This is a genomic window from Corynebacterium sp. zg254 (assembly GCF_024701495.1).
Classification (GTDB): Bacteria; Actinomycetota; Actinomycetes; order Mycobacteriales; family Mycobacteriaceae; genus Corynebacterium; species Corynebacterium zhongnanshanii.
Window position 1 is genome coordinate 228607 of record NZ_WIAR01000002.1, and the last position, 18034, is coordinate 246640.

16 protein-coding genes are annotated in these 18034 nt (G+C 59.2%); 12 read left to right on the top strand and 4 right to left on the bottom strand.

The window, feature by feature from the left end; all coding sequences use genetic code 11:
* The first annotated feature begins 26 nt into the window (after window positions 1-26).
* The 8 genes from GC425_RS06680 to GC425_RS06715 all read left to right on the top strand — a co-directional run bounded on the left by GC425_RS06680 (window position 27) and on the right by GC425_RS06715 (window position 9980).
* A complete protein-coding gene (locus GC425_RS06680) occupies window positions 27-1268 on the top strand; it encodes a MalY/PatB family protein (RefSeq protein WP_151842986.1) in 1242 nt (413 codons plus the stop codon).
* Window positions 1269-1328: 60 nt separating this feature from the next.
* Entirely contained in the window at window positions 1329-3224 is a 1896-nt protein-coding gene (locus GC425_RS06685) for an ABC transporter ATP-binding protein (protein ID WP_151844448.1), read from the top strand.
* 57 nt (window positions 3225-3281) lie between these two features.
* On the top strand, window positions 3282-3593 hold the full coding sequence (locus tag GC425_RS06690) for a hypothetical protein (RefSeq protein WP_151844449.1): 312 nt from the start codon (window positions 3282-3284) through the stop codon (window positions 3591-3593).
* A gap of 438 nt (window positions 3594-4031) precedes the next feature.
* Window positions 4032-4889, top strand: a complete 858-nt coding sequence (locus GC425_RS06695) for a 3-hydroxybutyryl-CoA dehydrogenase (RefSeq protein ID WP_151844450.1) — start codon at window positions 4032-4034, stop codon at window positions 4887-4889.
* A 95-nt stretch (window positions 4890-4984) separates the two neighbouring features.
* Window positions 4985-5179: a CsbD family protein gene (locus tag GC425_RS06700; RefSeq protein WP_187767979.1), complete on the top strand. Its 195-nt coding sequence runs from the start codon at window positions 4985-4987 to the stop codon at window positions 5177-5179.
* A 168-nt stretch (window positions 5180-5347) separates the two neighbouring features.
* A complete protein-coding gene (gene sucC, locus GC425_RS06705) occupies window positions 5348-6529 on the top strand; it encodes an ADP-forming succinate--CoA ligase subunit beta (protein ID WP_151844451.1) in 1182 nt (393 codons plus the stop codon).
* Window positions 6530-6540: 11 nt separating this feature from the next.
* Window positions 6541-7422: a succinate--CoA ligase subunit alpha gene (gene sucD / locus GC425_RS06710; RefSeq protein WP_151844452.1), complete on the top strand. Its 882-nt coding sequence runs from the start codon at window positions 6541-6543 to the stop codon at window positions 7420-7422.
* 14 nt (window positions 7423-7436) lie between these two features.
* A complete protein-coding gene (locus tag GC425_RS06715) occupies window positions 7437-9980 on the top strand; it encodes a DEAD/DEAH box helicase (RefSeq protein WP_231699756.1) in 2544 nt (847 codons plus the stop codon).
* Between the two features lie 30 nt (window positions 9981-10010).
* Here the strand turns inward: GC425_RS06715 and GC425_RS06720 are convergent, their stop codons facing one another.
* From GC425_RS06720 to GC425_RS06730, 3 genes are read right to left on the bottom strand one after another with little or no spacing between them, the layout of a single operon-like run.
* Entirely contained in the window at window positions 10011-10787 is a 777-nt protein-coding gene (locus tag GC425_RS06720; protein ID WP_151844453.1) for a hypothetical protein, read from the bottom strand.
* A gap of 42 nt (window positions 10788-10829) precedes the next feature.
* A complete protein-coding gene (locus GC425_RS06725) occupies window positions 10830-11801 on the bottom strand; it encodes a serine hydrolase (RefSeq protein ID WP_151844454.1) in 972 nt (323 codons plus the stop codon).
* A 25-nt stretch (window positions 11802-11826) separates the two neighbouring features.
* Window positions 11827-12705 (bottom strand): hypothetical protein, encoded by an 879-nt coding sequence (locus GC425_RS06730; protein ID WP_151844455.1) that lies wholly within the window; start codon window positions 12703-12705, stop codon window positions 11827-11829.
* Between the two features lie 280 nt (window positions 12706-12985).
* Between GC425_RS06730 and GC425_RS06735 the strand changes: the two genes are divergently transcribed.
* Together GC425_RS06735 and GC425_RS06740 are read left to right on the top strand one after the other, a co-directional pair.
* Window positions 12986-13741: a DUF2786 domain-containing protein gene (locus tag GC425_RS06735; protein ID WP_151844456.1), complete on the top strand. Its 756-nt coding sequence runs from the start codon at window positions 12986-12988 to the stop codon at window positions 13739-13741.
* Window positions 13742-13856: 115 nt separating this feature from the next.
* Window positions 13857-14846: an NADP-dependent oxidoreductase gene (locus GC425_RS06740; RefSeq protein WP_151844457.1), complete on the top strand. Its 990-nt coding sequence runs from the start codon at window positions 13857-13859 to the stop codon at window positions 14844-14846.
* Here the strand turns inward: GC425_RS06740 and lepA are convergent.
* The gene (gene lepA / locus GC425_RS06745) at window positions 14843-16699 is read right to left on the bottom strand and encodes a translation elongation factor 4 (protein ID WP_151844458.1); all 1857 of its coding nucleotides are present in this window, start codon (window positions 16697-16699) and stop codon (window positions 14843-14845) included. The two genes, GC425_RS06740 and lepA, sit on opposite strands and share 4 nt — an antisense overlap.
* A gap of 158 nt (window positions 16700-16857) precedes the next feature.
* Here lepA and GC425_RS06750 point away from each other — a divergent pair, with 158 nt between their 5' ends.
* On the top strand, window positions 16858-17481 hold the full coding sequence (locus GC425_RS06750; protein ID WP_151844459.1) for a type II toxin-antitoxin system PemK/MazF family toxin: 624 nt from the start codon (window positions 16858-16860) through the stop codon (window positions 17479-17481).
* Window positions 17482-17650: 169 nt separating this feature from the next.
* Window positions 17651-17914: a 30S ribosomal protein S20 gene (gene rpsT / locus GC425_RS06755; protein ID WP_151842972.1), complete on the top strand. Its 264-nt coding sequence runs from the start codon at window positions 17651-17653 to the stop codon at window positions 17912-17914.
* Window positions 17915-18034 lie beyond the last annotated feature (120 nt).

Genomic DNA, 18034 nt, shown 5'->3' on the forward strand with positions numbered 1-18034 from the left:
AGACAGCATGGTCTATAGTGGTGGGCATGTCTACTCCAGCAGGTAACCCAGACGCACAGATCACCTTCCCCACCCTGGACCAGCTCCGCGCCCGAGGGACAATGAAGTGGTCCCGGTACCCACAGGACGCGCTGCCCCTGTGGGTCGCCGAGTCCGATTTCGAAACCTGCCCCGCGGTGTCCAAGGCCATTAACCAGGCCGTGGACCGGGAGTATTTCGGCTATCACGCCGAAGAAGCCGAGGTCCCGCCAGCCCTGGCCGGCTTCCTTCAGCGCCGCTTCCAGTGGGAAGTAGACCCTTCCTGGATCCGGGTGGTTCCCGACGTGGTGAAAGGCGTGGCCGTGGCTATCGACGAACTCACGCCGGAAGGCAGCGACATCATCAATTGCGTGCCGTCCTACTACCCGTTCTTCGACATCCCGACGGCCACCAACCGCCCGTCGGTCCTGGTTGAGATGGTGCAGCGGCCGAAGCCCGGCGCAAGTGACCCTGAGGACGTGGAGTGGGGCTTTGACTACGACGCCCTGGAGGAAGCCTTCGCCTCCACCAAGAACCCCCACGGCGTGGGCTCGATGATTCTGTGCAACCCTTACAACCCACTGGGCCGCTCTTTCCGCCCCGAGGAGCTGGAGCGCCTGGTGGAGCTGGCCGATAAGTACAACGTACGGCTGATCAGCGATGAGATTCACGCACCCGTGGTGTACTCCCCTGCCCAGCACACCCCCACCGCTTCCATAAGCGAGACGGCGGCACGCGTGACCGTGACGGTCATCGCCTCCTCCAAGGGATGGAACACCGCAGGCCTGCGCTGCGCGCAGATGATCTTCACCAACGAGGAGGACCGGCGGACGATGGCTCAAGTGCACAACCTGCGCACGGGCGAGGCATCCACCCTGGGCATGATCGCCACAGCTGCGGCCTACAACGAGGGTGAGGAATGGCTGGATAACGAGCTGGAATACCTCTCCAGCAATCTGGACCTGATCGAGCGCCGGCTGCCCGAGGTGTTGCCGGGTGCGCGAATCATTCGTCCGGAGGCTAGCTTCCTGCTGTGGGTGGACCTTCGGAAGGTAGCGGGCCTGGCTGACAAACCTGCGGCGAAGATCCTGGAGAAGGCCCGCGTGGTCGTGAGCGAAGGCACAACGTTTAGCCCCACGTTGGGTCAGGGACACATCCGTGTTAATTTTGCTACTTCCCAAGAAATTTTGAACGAGGCCTTCGATCGGATCGCGGCTGCAGACTTCAGCCAGGAGGCCAACAGCCAGTAGGCCAAGCCCACCTGCCGAAACGATCGTGTGCCTCGAAGACTTCACAAAGAAACTCGTGTCATGCTTTCAGTTTTCGGCCGTATTTTCCGCACCACGAAGGAGCTGTGGCCCTTCTATCTGATCGTCACGCTGGCTGCCGTCAGCGTGTCTCTGCTTCAGCTCACCACTCCTTTTTTGGTGAAACAGGCCACGGACACCATCGTGGGGCATTTTTCTGGCGACAGCACTCTTGATGAAGCCTCCTCCGTTGTGTTGTGGCTTGCTCTCACGCTGTTGGCGGTGGAGCTATCTCACACGGTGATTCAGAATATCGGAGGCTGGTTTGGCGATGTGATGGCCATGCGGATGCGCCAGATTCTTTCTAATCGCTATTTCGCCAAATTGCTGTCCTTGCCACAGTCCTACTATGACAAGCAAGTAACGGGCACGATTATTTCCCGTTTGGATCGCTCAATCCTCGGCTTGTCTGACTTTGTGAAGTCGTTCGCCAACAACTTCATCTCGATGATGTTCACGATCACCTTGGTTCTGATCATTACGGCTATCTACTACTGGCCTTTGGCGATTCTGTTGGCTGTTATCTTCCCGATGTATCTGTATCTGACGATGCTGACCTCCAAGAAGTGGATGGTGTGGGAGAAGGACAAAAACGAACACATTGATACCGCGCAGGGCCGTTTCGCCGAGGTGATTGGCCAGATGAAGGTGGTGAAGTCCTTTGTAACGGAGCTGCGCGAATTGCGTTTATTCCAATCTCATTTCGCCGAGACAATCAGCCTCACGAAGGCTCAATCGCGATGGTGGCATTTCATGGATGTGCTGCGCCTGGGCGGGCTTAATCTGGTGTTTGCTGCCATCTACTTCACGCTATTTTGGCGTACGCTGCATGGGCACTTTTCGATTGGCGACATGGTGTTTTTGTTGCAGCTGGTGACGATGGCTCGCCAGCCTGCGCTGATGATGAGTTGGATGGTGGATACCGCGCAGCGCGCCGCCGCGGGCTCCCGCGAATACTTCATGGCCATGGATGAGCTGGAGGAAAGCTCCGCGCCGAAGGCCTTGCTCGATGCGTCGAGGCCAGGGGGAACGATGTTATTGTCCTCCAACGACGCCAACAGCGCGCCCTCTGCCTGCCCCATGCCACAGGCCGACGGATCCCCCGTATTGGAGTTTGACCACATCACGTTTGCTTACACCGCTGGCGAGCCGGTGATCCACGGCGTGACTTTCCAGGCGGAGGCGAATGAGAAGGTTGCGTTGGTGGGCGAGTCTGGTGGCGGAAAGTCCACGCTGGTGAACTTGCTCATGGGCCTGTACGAGCCGAGTGAGGGGACGCTGCGCATCTGCGGCCGAGACATCGCGACGATGTCGGCTGCAGACGTGCGCCGTTCGGTGGGCGTGGTGTTCCAGGAGCCAGCGCTGTTTAGTGGGACGATTAGGGAAAACATTGCCTATGCCAATCCTGGGGCGTCGGAAGAGCAGATCATCCAGGTCGCAAAGGATGCGTTCGCCCATGACTTCATCATGAAGTTTAACGATGGCTATGACACGGTGATTGGCGAGCGTGGTTTGAGGCTCTCCGGTGGCCAGAAGCAGCGCATTGCGGTGGCGCGCGCGATGCTCAAGGATGCGCCGATCCTGGTTCTCGATGAGGCTACGTCGGCGTTGGATACGAAGGCTGAGCGTGTGGTTCAGGCGGGTCTGGAGAAGTTGATGGAGGGACGTACCACGATTGTGATCGCCCACCGTTTGTCCACGATCGCGGACGTGGACACCATCATCACCTTGGATCAGGGTCATGTGGATGAGATTGGCTCGCCTGACGTGCTCGCCACCTCGGACGGGATTTATAGTGAGCTTCTTCGCTTGACGAGTTCTTCGTCCGCAGCTGACCGCAAGCGACTAAAGGCCTTCGGCTTCCATGTGGAGGGCGACGAAGACGATGACAGCGAATAGCCTCACCCACAACCGCCATTGCATTGGTGAGTGAAAATAAGTAATATCAGTGCGGTCATGGCAAACAAGAAGATCTTCCTAGTTGGGGTATGCACACTCATAGCAGCGTTTGCCTTCATCCTGTTTGGCCAGCGAGTAGCAGCAATCGTGCTCCTGATCTCCGCCGCGGCAGATTTCACTCTTGTCTTCTGGACCCAAAAAGATGGCACTTATTATCAGGGCAAGTACGCCAACGGGCACCGCTGGGTTGACACAGTGTCCGTATGGGCTGGAGCTTTATTTATCGCCATTACCGATAACTGGGTAGGACTAACCCTATTTATCTTTCCCCTATCACTACTGTGGAGCGAATCACAAAAGAAAGAATAATCCGCGTCATATGTGCCCCCAGTGCCTCCCCGTCACAGCACACACTTCAGCCCCCGGCCGGAGTGGCCGAGGGCTGAAGCGCTGACGTTTCAAGAGGAGAGTTAGACCGTTATTTCGTTTCAAGCACCTTTCGGTTATCTGACAATGGGTTCTTCGCTATTCATGCTCAATCTCTCAAGCACTGACACCTAATCTAAGGCCCCAACCTTGGGTAACCCTGTGTTCCCACTGCACATTCCATAGCGGTTAAGTAGCCGAACCCCACAAGAAAATCCGCCCAAGGCCAGCATCTGCACAGATTGAGGCTGCCGCCCCTCACGGCCTCCCCCAAAAGATCCCAACTTCTCCCCCTCGACAACTCCCCGCCCAACCAAACTCAGTACAGTTGAAGGCGAACCCAAGAATATGTCTACCTCGTATATAAGGAGAAAAATCACCATGGTTCAACGCGTAGGTGTTATCGGTGCAGGCCTCATGGGCTCCGGAATCGCAGAAGTAGCAGCAAAGAACGGCTCCGACGTCCTGGTATGGGAAGCCAAGCAAGAATTTGCGGACGCTGGTAAAGCACGCATCGAAAAGTCTCTCGCCAAGGCTGTAGAACGTGGCAAGCTGAGCGAGGAAGACCGGGACGCTACCCTGGGTCGACTGACCTTCACCACCAACCTTGAAGACTTCGCAGACCGCGAACTGGTGATGGAAGCAATCATCGAGAACGAAGAGATCAAGAAGGATGTCTTCGCCAAGCTCGACAAGATCGTGACCGACCCTCAGGCAGCACTGTGCTCCAACACGTCCTCCCTGCCGATTCAGACCATTGCCTCTGCAACGGAGAACCCTGGCCGTGTCCTGGGTCTGCACTTCTTCAACCCAGTGCCCGTGCTCCCCTTGGTTGAGGTCATCCCAGCGCTGACTTCCGATGAGAAGATCGTGGAGCGTGCACGTACCTACGCCGTGGACGTGATGGGCAAGACCGCTATTGAGGCTAAGGACCGCTCCGGCTTCATCGTCAACTTCCTCCTGGTGCCGTACATGCTCTCCGCCATCCGCATGGTGGAGCAGGGGGTGGCAACCCCAGAGGACATCGATACCGGCATGAAGCTGGGCGCTGCACACCCCATGGGACCATTGACCTTGGCTGACATGGTTGGCTTGGACACCTGTGCCTTCATCGCTGATGTGATGTACAAGGAGTACGGCGATCCTTCTTACGCATGCCCACCACTGCTGCGCCGCATGGTCACCGCTGGTCACGTTGGCCGTAAGTCCGGCAAGGGCTTCTACGACTACAGCAAGTAGCCCTCCAAAATTTTTCTGTACACTGGGCACCACACGCTTGAGGGAACCCCTTCCACCAAGCACCACCAGACCCCTACTAGGAGGATTACATGTCCATCGATGACCTGAAGAACAAGGCCGAAGAGGCAGCCGGCTCCGCTAAGGAGAACATCGGCGAGGCTACCGGCAACGATTCCCTCGCCAACGAAGGTCGTGCAGACCAGGTGAAGTCCAACATCAAGCAGGGCGTAGAGGACCTGAAGGACAAGGCTTCTGACGCTGTGAACAAGATCATCGGCGAAGGAAAGTAAGCCAGAGTTCGGATTTCACCAGCACTAAGCTCATGGATCTTGATCCTTGACTTCCCGGAGCAACTACTTCCGTAGTAGTTGCTCCTTTTTTCATGCTGTGAACTCCCCCGCCCCTGCGAGACCACACCGTTCTCAATTCCCACAGTTACACCCCATTGGAGACCCCACATGGATCTTTTTGAATACCAAGCTCGTGACCTGTTCGAGCAGCATGATGTCCCCGTCCTTCGAGGCATCGTCGCCACCAGCTCTACCCAAGCACGCACCGCCGCAGAAAAGCTCGGCACCCCTGTTGTCGTTGTCAAGGCCCAGGTGAAAACCGGCGGCCGCGGCAAGGCTGGCGGAGTGAAAATCGCCCACAGCCCCGAAGAGGCCGAAGCCACGGCCGATGACATCCTGGGCCTGAACATTAAGGGCCATACAGTACGCAAGGTGATGGTCGCAGAGGGCGCAGACATCGCCGAGGAATACTACTTCTCCATTCTTCTGGACCGCACCAAGCGCAAGTACCTGGCCATGCTGTCCAAAGAAGGCGGCGTGGACATTGAAAAGCTCGCCGAAGAACGCCCCGAGGCCCTGGTAAAGAAGACCTTCTCCCCTCTGGATGGGATGACGGATACCTTCGCCCGAGAGCTGGCCACAGAGGCAGGGTTTTCCGCAGAAGAGGCCAAGGCCCTGGTTTCTGTGTTCAAAAAGCTCTACGAGGTGTACACAGAGGAGGACGCCACCCTGGTGGAGGTCAATCCCCTCGTGAAAACCACGGGAGGCGACATCATCGCCCTCGACGGAAAGATCAGCCTGGATAGCAACGCAAGCTTCCGCCACCCCGAGCACAAGGATCTTGCGGACCACGGCGCCACCGATCCTCTGGAGTTGAAGGCCACCAACCTGGGGCTCAATTACGTGAAGCTGGACGGCTCCGTGGGCGTCATTGGAAACGGCGCTGGGCTGGTGATGTCCACGCTCGACGTGGTGGCCTACGCCGGCGAGCAATTCGCCAGCAACCCTAAGCCCGCCAACTTCCTGGACATCGGAGGCGGCGCCAACGCGGAGGTCATGGCCAATGGTTTGTCCGTGATTTTGGGTGATAACCAGGTGAAGTCCGTCTTCGTGAATGTCTTTGGTGGTATCACCGCCTGCGACGAAGTGGCGAAAGGCATCGTCCAGGCCTTCAAGATCCTGTCCTCCGAGGGCATCGAACCCAAGCCACTGGTTGTTCGCCTCGATGGAAACAATGCCGAGCAGGGCCGTGAGATCCTTACCCAGGCTGATCTCCCCCAGCTTGAGCAGGTAGACACCATGGACGCTGCGGCACGACGCGCAGCGGAACTGGCCGATCAGCACAGCTAAAAGGAGTACCCATGTCTATTTTCCTCAACTCAGATTCCCGCATTATCGTCCAGGGCATGACAGGCTCCGAAGGGGCCAAGCACACCCAACGCATGTTGGATTCCGGTTCGACCATCGTCGGTGGAGTCAATCCCCGCAAGGCTGGCGAAACGGTCGAGTTTAACAACGACGTTTCCATCCCCGTGTTCGGTAGTGTGCGCGAGGCCATGCATGCTACCGACGCCAACGTCACCGTCATCTTCGTGCCCGCTGCGTACACCAAGGATGCTGTGGAAGAGGCCATCCGGGCGGGCATTCCCCTCGCCGTGGTGATTACCGAAGGCGTGCCCGTCAAGGACACGGCGGAGTTCCACGCCCTGGCCAAGGAGTCCCAGACCCAGATCATCGGTCCGAACTGCCCAGGCATCATCAGCCCCGGCCAGTCCAATGCGGGCATCATCCCTGCGGAGACTGCCTCCACCCCAGGAAAGATTGGGCTGGTGTCCAAGTCCGGAACCCTGACCTACCAGATGATGCATGAGCTCTCGGACATCGGCTTCACCACCTGCATCGGCATTGGTGGCGACCCGATCATTGGCACCACCCACATTAAGGCCATCGAGGCCTTCCAAAATGATCCGGAGACGGAAGCCATCATGATGATCGGCGAGATCGGTGGCGATGCCGAGGAGCACGCCGCGGCGTACATCAAGGACAATGTCACGAAGCCGGTCGTGGCTTACATTGCGGGGTTCACCGCACCGAAGGGCAAGACCATGGGTCACGCCGGGGCGATCGTCTCTGGTAGCTCGGGCACCGCCGAGGGCAAGAAAAAGGCCCTGGAGGAGGCTGGAGTTCAGGTGGGTAAAACCCCAACACAGGCAGCGGAATTGCTGCGGGAGCTCATTAGCTAACTACAATCCTCCCTGTGAACATTGATACTGAATCGCTGGAGAATCTGATTGGATCTGTCCACAGTGCGGTCCAGCACAGGGAGGCCACGCAGTTTCGCCTCACCACCATCGCCCAGGGCGGGACTCCTCCCACCATCGGCAGTGATGATGACACGCGGGTCTTCGCGTTCGGTCCGACCGTGGAGACCGCGGCCTACGTGGCGCAGTTCCGCCGTCTGGACATCGGCACGCTGCGCAAGGACCTGGACGAGGTGGTGCTGCCCAGCTACACCGAGCTGGAGGAGATGGCCACCGAGGCCCGTAAGGTTCCGCGCTACCGGGGCTTGACGAAATTATTTTCCCGACGCCCAGTTCACGGTGAACAGGCCATCGCCCAACTGCAGGCCATTGATGTCGAGGCAATCCATGCCATCCTGGGCGGCATCGACGCCACACTGGGCTCCACCCCCACCCACGAGTTCACGAACCTCGGCTTGCACAAGCTCACCTCCGAGATCGAAGCCGATCTGGAGCGCATCACCGGCTGGCCCATTACCTGGTCCACGCCGGAGGTGGTGAATGCGCACGCGGACCATGTTGCCCGGATTGACGCCTCCCGAGCCATCGGCCACACGCTCGAAGCTGAGGTGCACCGGGCTGGTCGTCAGCTCGCGCTGAGCCAGGCCGAGGCTATCATCGCCCAGACGGACATTTCTGTGATCGATCAGATCACCGGCGGACGCCTCCGGTTAGGCCCACTGCAACATTTGACACTACGTCAGATAGCGAGAAGTTCGGCGTCGGAATTACAAAAATACGACGGGGTGGGACAAAAAACAGCGAGCCAAGCCATCGCGGCCGCCAGGTCCTACTGCGCGGACCTGGTGGATTCGCAGGTGCCGAAGATTGACTACCAGGACAAGGGCCCCAGCACGCCCTACGTCATCGCGCTGGCTCGCCTGCTGACCTTCCGCGATTCACTCCGCGACCTGCCGACCTCGCCGATGCACATTGCGAGGGTGGAGCCGGGCACGCTGGTGGCCGTGGCCGGCAACAACGACCTGCTGGACAGCACCACTCCGACGGTCAGTGCCCCGCCGATGCTCAGCGCGGAGGACGCGTGGAATCTCTACGCCATTCGTGCCGCCGAGTTCCACAGTTTCGGGGATTCGGAGACGGAAACTGACGTACCGCACGACATCGCCGAGCGGATCGCGGACATCACGCTGAACGGCACGCTGCACGCCTCCCTGCGTGGCTACCAGGCCTTCGGCGCGAAGTATGCCCTCGCGCAGAAACGGGTGCTGATCGGCGACGAAATGGGCTTGGGTAAAACCATGCAGGCCCTGGCTGTCATCACGCATCTGGCGAGCAGCGGAAAAACCAAGGCCTTGGTGGTGTGCCCACCCTCCCTGCGCATCAACTGGGCGCGCGAAATCGCCAAGTTCACGGATCTCCACCCGATGATTCTGCACGGGCCGGACAAGGAATCCACATATGAGGCGTGGAAGCTGAAAGGTGGTGTAGCGATTGCGGGCTTCCCGGAAGTTCGTCGCAATGCCGACCTCACCGGGCCGGTGGAGAGCGGTGGCGCGGACCTGGACGTGCTGGTGGTGGACGAGGCACACCGGGCGAAAAACACAGCATCCCTGCAGTCGCAGGGCGTGAAGGCACTGGCGAACAAGGTGGAGCACTGCGTCTTCATGACCGGTACGCCGCTGGAAAACCGGGTGGGCGAATTCGAAACGCTGTTGTCCTACCTGCATCCGGACATCGTGGATGACCTGGAGAAAGCGCGCGGAAAACCCCACAGTTTCAAGCAGGCCATTGCGCACGTCTACCTGCGTCGTAACCAGAAGGATGTTCTGGATGAGCTGCCGCCTGTGACGGAAATTGAGGAATGGATCGAGGCGAAAAGCGCCGAACGGCAACGCTACAACAACGCCGTGCACCGCGGGCACTTCATGGATATGCGCAAGGCCTTCGCTGGCCGGGAATCCGCGAAGATGGAACGCGTATCAGAGTTGCTAGATGACGGTGCCGAGGCAGGGAAGACCATCATCTTCACGTACTTCCGTTCCGTCTTGGACGAGCTCATGGAGTTGCTGGGCGACCGGGCTTTTGGCCCCATCGCCGGTGGTGTGAGCCACGAAGAGCGACAGAAGGCCGTGGACGACTTCACGGCCGCGGAGACGGGGGCCGTGCTGGTGGCTCAGATTACGGCAGCGAGCGAAGGGCTGAACATCCAGGCGGCTAATCGCATTATTCTGTTTGAGCCGCAACTCAACCCGGCTGTGGAGGCCCAGGCGATTGCCCGAGCGCACCGCATGGGACAGATCAACACCGTGGAGGTTCACCGGCTGCTCACCCCGGATTCCGTGGAAGAACGGCTGATGATGATGCTGGAGAATAAGCGAGAGCTCTTCGACCACTTCGCGCGTGAATCCGTGGCTGCAGATTCCAACCCGGAGGCGCTGGATGTGTCCGAGGCAAAGCTCATCGAGGAGGTCATCGCCGCCGAACGCGCGCGGATCGGTGAGCCGGATACGTTGGAGGAAGACACGCTGGGCGGCGAGTAGGCGGCGCCGGTTGGCGGTGGGAGCTAGTGCTTAACCAGCGAGCTCCCCACCGCCAGCGCCGGTATCGCCGGCGCCATTGCCACCACCGGCACCACCGTTGATGTCACCGAGCTGGTCTTCGAGGTTCTTCAGCATGTCGTCCAGCTTCTTGTTCAGATCCTCCAGGGACTGACCATCGCCGCCGTCGGGAAGCTGAGGCATCTCCGGCAGCTCGGGAACCGCACTGGGATCAATGCCGAACGGCAAGTTGGAGCGGCTCGATGGGGAGCTCTGGTCGTCGGATTCCTGCGTGGGGGACGTGCTCGGATCTGTGGCCGAGGTGCTGGACGAGGACTCAGAGTTTCGGTTACTGGAGAAGGTATCCCAGGCATTGATGCCAAAGAGCAGCAGCACGGCCAGAACAATGACCAGCACAATACCTGCGATGATCTTACCTACTGGCAGCTTCTTCTCCCGGGGTTCCTCATAGCCCTGATACCCGTGCGTGCCCTGCAGACTCTGCGGTCCCTGAGGGCCCTGCGGCCCGGGCCCCATGGGCCCGTTGTAGCCCCCTGCCCCGCCCGCGTTGTATTGGTTATTGTACTGATTGGGGTCGAACTGTTGGGTGTATCCCTGCTGGCCATACCCCTGCTGGGCGGGCTGGTGGCGATACTGTGGTGGCTCCGGAGCATCCGGGTCCTGCCAGGCGGAACCGTCACCCTGCTGGTCGCCGAGACTGCCGAAGACCTGGGTCTCTTGCTCGTCTCCATAGGAACGCTGGTCCTCATCGCGACTGTAAGGGTTATTCCGATTATCGTTTGGTGACATAGCGTTCATTATGCCTTATGCTCCGGAGGCCAGGCAGTTGCTTTAGCCTACATAACCAATGGCGATCGGAACGTCGGCGTTCTGCTCCTGTGCGCCGCCCCACGTGAAGGCTGCGGCGGTGTAGTTATCGGCAAAGCTTGCACTAGCCACGGTGTTCGGTCCCATGTCCGACCAACCCCACTTGGTGCCCTGAACGCGTGGCAGGGCACGCGTTCCCCAATTCTGCCGGGTGCCATCGGCTGCGACGGGGTATGCCTCACGCATCCACTGCAGCACAGGCGAGTTCGGGTCCATGCGCTTGATGGTGTCCAGGTAGCGGGCGATATCCACGGCGCTGGTCGTTGCGTTGCCCCAGAAGCCGTTGGTGCGCGTGGCACTCATGCCATGTGCGCGGGCAATCTGGTCGATTCCGCCGGGGTACTTCCTAAACAGGGCGGTTGCTGCGGCGTCGTCGGATGCACGGATGGCACGCTCGGACAGGGCACGGTCTTGCGGCGATCCATCTCCGCGGTGGAGCGCGTAGTCCACCAGCAGGAGCTTGATGATGGACAGAGCCGGGCGAGCTTCGTAGGCGTTCGGCGTGGCGGCGATGCCCTGATCCGTCACGATCGCCATGGTGGTGCGAGGGTTCACGCCCTGGATGGTTTGGTTGCCCCGGATTGGTGACGGAGCAGACGCCCCCTGAGAGGCACCCTTATCCGTCACCTTGATGCCAGGGTATCCGGGGATGATGTTGGGGGCGATGAGGTACTCAGGGACCGGTACTCCCGCGGGAATGGTGACATCCAGGGGACCAACACCGGGAATGTGAACCGTCTTCGTCTGCGCTTCTGGCAGAACCGGCAGTGGTGGAAGTCCTGGTGCAGAGCTCAGCGATCCCAGATCCTGTGCGTTGGCGGTGCCGGCCACGGCAGTTCCGGCGGTCAGGGTGGCTAGCGCCACGGCGATGCTGGTGGCGCGGCGTGCGGCCTTGGAAGCTGTGGTGTGTGTACGAGGTAGTGAATGACGTCCCATGAAGATTCTGCTCTCTGTGAAACTCTCAGCGAAACTTTGACACAATCTTATCTACTGGACCGTTTATCTGAGAAATCAGATCATCAATATCGTTATTCTGATCGTCCGCACTCCCCCACGTAAAGGCAGCGGCAGTGTAGGTGCCACCCAGCGTTGCAGACGCCACAATCTTCCGCCCAGAGTCCGACCACCCCCACTTGGTCCCTTCTGCCCCCGCCAAACGCGCCGTGCCCCATTGTTGCTTGGTGCCGTCCACGGCAGTCTCCAGAGGGCTGTGCATCCACTGAAGAATCAGGGATTGCGGACGCTTTTTCTTGACCTCGTGGAGATACTGCGCCACATCATAGGCACTGGTGTACGCCCCTCCCCACGTCCCGTTGGAATACGTGTTGGCTAATTTATATTCGGACGCCACCTGGTCAATGGAATAGGGGTATTTGTTGTAGAGAATATCCGCCGCGAAATCATCCGACCCGCTGATCATCCTCTTCGCCAGCTCAGCATTTTTCTGAAACTCCTCAGGACTACTCGCGCCATCGCGCAGCGCATAATCGGCGATATAGAGCTTAATAACAGACAGGCCTGGACGTGCCTCTCGCGCGTTATCCGTCGCCGCCACTCCCTGATCAGTCACCACTGCCATCGACGTGCGTTCGTCCATGCCTGTGATGTCCGTGTCCTTATTTTTATCCTTATCTTGTTTCTGCTTCTGCCCCTCCCCCTTCTTATGAACCGACGCCGAACCTCTCTCCCCCGAAGCCTCCTTCTGTACAGAAGACTCCGACGAGGACACCACCTCTGCAGGAGCGTTCTCTGCTGAGCATGCGGCCACGCTCATCCCCAAGATCAGCAGCGCGCAGGACGCTGCGCGCTGCGGCGTGATGCGGCCACACGTTCTCACCATAGTGTTTCCTTGATTGTTTGCTGTGCGCTTCTTGCTTCGTGCCACACCGGCAGCACAGGGTCCTGGTGTGAGCTTGTGCATTTAATATACAGCGCCCGCTATACACCCCTGTGAACTGCACAGTTCCATTTTTCCACAGCCACATTTTCTGTTGATAAACCGCCCCCACACGCCCCGTCTGGGCCGTGTGGGGTGCAGTGACCACCAGGCACTGTCACACGTGCGTGATACAGTGCGCACACACCTACTTGCAGGACACAACATTTTTAAGGGGGAGCATATGGCCGCACTGAACGATCAGGGGTCCATTCGGGATAAAGTGGCGAAACTGCTGCGTCAAGCGCAGGATCGTCAGGGCACTCCAGAGGGGGACGTCTTCGAGGCAAAAGCATTCGAGCTGATGGCAAAATACGGGGTGGAAGCCAGCCAGCTGGACAAAGGTAATGAGCGCCAAGCAATACGTAAAGATATTAACTTCGCTGGTTCCTACAGCGATCTGCAATTTCGGCTCTTGTTATCCATCGCAAGCATTCTGCACTGCCGCACGGTACGTTATCACCAATACAACAAGCGCACTGTGAAGCGCGCGGTGCTCTTTGGACTTCCCCATCACATTGATCGGGTCACCATTTTGTTCGATATTTTGAATCCCCAGATGATCGCTGGTGCCAAAGACCACGGCGATCAATTATGGGCCGATGCGGTGCACACTCGCCGGGCGAAGCGCTCGTGGATGTTGGGGTTCATTGAGAAAATTCACAGCCGGCTCTACGACATTGAGGCCCAGCACACGGCCGACTATGGTCGCGATGGGCAGTCGGGCGATCTGGTTCTCCTCGATGATGCCCGTGCCGCAGATCTCCTGGCGCAGGAGCATTTTCCTTTCCTGAAGACATCGAGATTCCGCTCGCAATCGCAGGTGGATCCCCATGCATTCACGAAGGGGTATAAAACCGGGGAGATGATGGATCTGGGGCAGACTCGTGTGCATCGGCGCCGCAGGTCCCTGACCGCACCACCTCCGCCGCCGTTTTAATCACCGGATGCGCTGCCATTTTCATCTCAGTGCTTCATCTCCGTGCCGAACGCTCACGCATCAGTGCAACAGTGAAGCATCCGGTGTGTTAGCCTGCCGCGCTACTGTAGAGGGCATGCGCATCTTTGGTTTTCAGGAATTTGGATCACAGGACGTCAGCACCTTTCTTGACGTGGAGGAGCCAACCCTCCAGCCGGGAAGCGTGCTGATTCGGCCGAAATACGTGGGTGTAAATCCTGCGGACATCAAGGTGCGCTCTGGCCAGCGCCAGGGTGCCTTTCCCGTGAACTTTCCCATGGCCATGGGCAGAGAAGCTACCGGTGTGGTGATCGCCGTCGATCCCAACCATGCCCTCGCTCAGACGGTCCACCCCGGTGACTGGGTGTTCGGCGGAACCCTGGCGGGCACGGGAGCCGCCAGTGATACAGCGGTACTGCTGGATGCGGATCAGACCGCACGCATCCCTGATGGGGTTCCCGGTGAACTCGCCACCTGTATCCCGGTCGCTGCAGGCACCGCGTGGGATACGCTGCAGAGCATCGCAGACGAGGTCCGCACGAACGAGGGCGCTTCCGCCAGCCTGAGAGATAAAACACTGTTGATCCTGGGGGCCGGTGGAGGTGTGGGTACGCACGCCATCCAGCTTGCCCGGCATCTGGGTATGAAGGTGATCGGTGCGACGTCGTCGGCTTCTAAGCGCGCCTTCGTTCAGGGCTTTGGCGCGCAGCAGGTCTCCACAAACCAGGACGACTGGCTGGACACTCTACACACCACGGTCAGCGGCCTGCCCAGCCCTCGCGTGGACGCGATCATTGATCTGGTGGGTGGCGAGATTCTCCGCACTACTGCGGAGAATCTCTGCACGTCTGGCTCCGGTGTGGTGCTACGATCCCTGGCGGATTCCGCTACCGCCGAGGAATACGGCGGCTCCGGGATCACGCGCCGGCGCACCACCGAGGTCTTTAGCGAATTAGTGTCCCTCCTGGGCGCCAACGAGTTCACGCCACGGGTGTCCAAGGTCTACAGCTTTGACCAGGCCGCCGAGGCCTTCGCTGCCGTGGAAGAAGGCCACGTACAAGGAAAAGTACTGATTAAGATTTCCTAGTTGGAGTCCGTGGACAAGGCGGCCACGAATGCTTCCTGGGGGACGGACACCGAACCGATGGACTTCATGCGCTTCTTACCGGCCTTCTGCTTCTCCAGCAGTTTGCGCTTACGCGAAATGTCGCCACCGTAGCACTTAGCCAGCACATCCTTCCGCATGGCGCGGATGTTCTCACGGGCAATGACCTTGGTTCCAATCGCAGCCTGAACGGGAACCTCAAACTGCTGGCGAGGGATAAGCTCCTTCAGCTTCTTCGTCATCTTGTTTCCGTACCACTGCGCGGAATCGCGGTGGACAATCGCGGAGAAGGCATCCACCGGATCGCCATTGAGCAGAATGTCCACCTTCACCAGGTCCGCCTGCTGTTCACCGGCCTCCTCATAGTTCAAGGAGGCGTAGCCCTTCGTGCGGGACTTCAGCATGTCAAAGAAGTCGAAGATGATCTCGCCCAGCGGCATGGTGTAGCGCAACTCCACGCGGTCTTCCGACAGATAGTCCATGCCGCCCATCTGGCCGCGCTTGGACTGGCATAGCTCCATCGTGGAACCCACGAACTCTTCGGGCACGATGATCGTCATCTTCACGATCGGCTCGTACACCTCGCGCAGCTTGCCTCCTGGCCAGTCCGACGGGTTGTGTACGAACGTCTCCGAACCGTCTTCGGCCACCACCCGGTACGTCACCGACGGAGCCGTGGAAATCAGATCAAGGCCGAACTCTCGCTCCAGGCGGTCGCGGGTGATCTCCATGTGCAACAGTCCCAGGAAGCCGCAGCGGAAACCGAAGCCCAGCGCCACCGAGGTCTCGGGCTCATACGTCAAGGACGCATCGTTGAGCTGCAGCTTCTCCAGTGCATCACGCAGGTCGGGGAAATCCGCCTGGGAGATGGGGAACAATCCCGAATACACCATCGGCTTCGGATCCTGGTAGCCCTTCAGCGGCTCCTCGGCTCCCTTGTTCGCCCACGTCACGGTGTCGCCCACCTTCGTCTCACGGACGTTCTTCACACCCGTGATCAGGTAGCCCACCTCGCCTGGGCCCAGGCCATCGCACTTCTGCATCGTGGGAGACACAATCCCCACCTCCAGCAGCTCATGGGTCGCACCCGTGGACATCATGACCACCTTCTGGCGCGGGTTGAGCTTGCCGTCAATCATGCGGATGTAGGTCACCACACCTCGGTAGGTGTCATAGACCGAGTCGAAAATCATTGCGCGCGCCGGGGCGTCGGCACCATAATCAGTCGATGGCGGCGGAACAAGCTCAGCAACCCTATCCAGCAACTCGGGCACGCCCTGGCCAGTCTTGCCGGAGACGCGCAGGACATCCTCGGGTTCGCATCCGATGATGTGCGCAATTTCCATCGCGTATTTCTCAGGGTCCGCGGCGGGAAGATCAATCTTGTTCAGAACAGGGATGATCTCCAAGTCGTTTTCCATGGCCAGGTACAGGTTCGCCAGAGTCTGCGCCTCAATGCCCTGGGCGGCATCCACCAGCAAGATGCAGCCTTCGCAGGCCTCCAGCGCGCGGGAGACCTCGTAGGTGAAGTCCACGTGTCCCGGCGTATCGATCAGGTGCATCACCAGCTGCTCGCCCTCATGGGCACCGGAGCGCGGCACCCAGGGGAGGCGCACATTCTGAGCCTTGATGGTGATGCCGCGTTCGCGCTCGATGTCCATGTTGTCGAGATACTGGTCGCGCATCTCGCGGGCATCCACCACCTCGGACAACTGCAAAATGCGATCGGCAAGGGTGGACTTGCCATGATCGATGTGGGCGATAATGCAGAAATTTCGGATACGCGACGGGTCAGTGAACGTGTCCGTTGCGTAATTGCTCTGCTTCGCAGCCATTGCCGTGGTCCTTCTCGAGAGATGTTTCAACACTAACTAAACGACACGCGTCGCATCGCCGCGCTTGTCCCCGCTTACCCTACTAGACCTAGGACAAAAGGACATAAGGCAACGCACCGCCCACAATGGGAGTAATGTTTAGGGCTATGCACGATCCCATGGATGAGCCACAACATCCACACCACACGGACGGACACTTCGAGTCCACCACGCATGCCACGCCAGGGTCCGACGAGGAAAAGCGCTCCCCGGGTGGCGTGAAAAATTGGCTGGCGGGCTTCGTCAACAAGCACTTCCGCCACCGTTCCAAACTCGACGAAGGACTGCAGGGCCTCGAGGCGCAGCTCGGGCTGTCCAAGGAGCCGCTGGCGCACCTCCAGCACCTCGACGTCACACTGAAGCGCCCCACGCGAGAGCTCGCGCGGACCATCATCTACGCGCCCGATATGGACGGCCAGGCCGAGCCGGGTGAGGTGGTGTGGGCCAACCTTCGTTTCGATAAGGTCTCCGCTCACGAACAGCGGGCGGTGCTGCTCATCGGCCGCAACAACCACACGCTGCTGGGACTGCTGATCTCCTCTCATTCCCAGCATGCCAACGAGCACAACTGGCTGCCCATCGGCAGCGGACCGTGGAACGACTCCACCCCAGAGAGCTGGATCCGCGTGGACAAAACGCTTCTGATTCCAGAAACATTTATTCTTCGACGGGGCACGCGCATGCCAGAACGCCGCTTCGAGCGCATCGCGGCGCGCCTCAGGGAAGATTATGGCTGGAAGTAGGATGCTGCTAAAGTGTCTAAAGTTCACACTTCAACGCTCTGCACGTGGGAGTCTGAAGCCGCATCCTGCAGGACCTTGGGCAGGGTGTTAGAGACCGCTTCACACGCAATCCCGTGAGCCGCGAAACCCCACGTGAATCTTTGTTTCAACTGAAAGAGGTAAGCCACCCATGGCAAACATCAAGCAGCAGAAGAAGCGCGTTCTCACCAACGAGATCGCTCGTCAGCGTAACCAGGCCATCCGTTCCCGCCTGCGCACCGAAACCCGCAAGTTCAACGAGGCCGTTGAGTCTGGCGATAAGGCCGCTGCAGAAGCTCAGCTCCGTGTTGCATCCCGTCTGTACGACAAGGCTGTGACCAAGGGCACCATTCACCGCAACAACGCGGCGAACAAGAAGTCCGGTATGGCTCAGCGCTTCAACAAGATGGCCTAAGCTGGAGCCACACGCTCAGCATTTTCGCTATGCTTGGATACCCGCACCTATAGATTCCTCTTGTGGTGCGGGTTTTCTCTATTCCACGAACACAGTACACACTCGATCACAACGCACTCA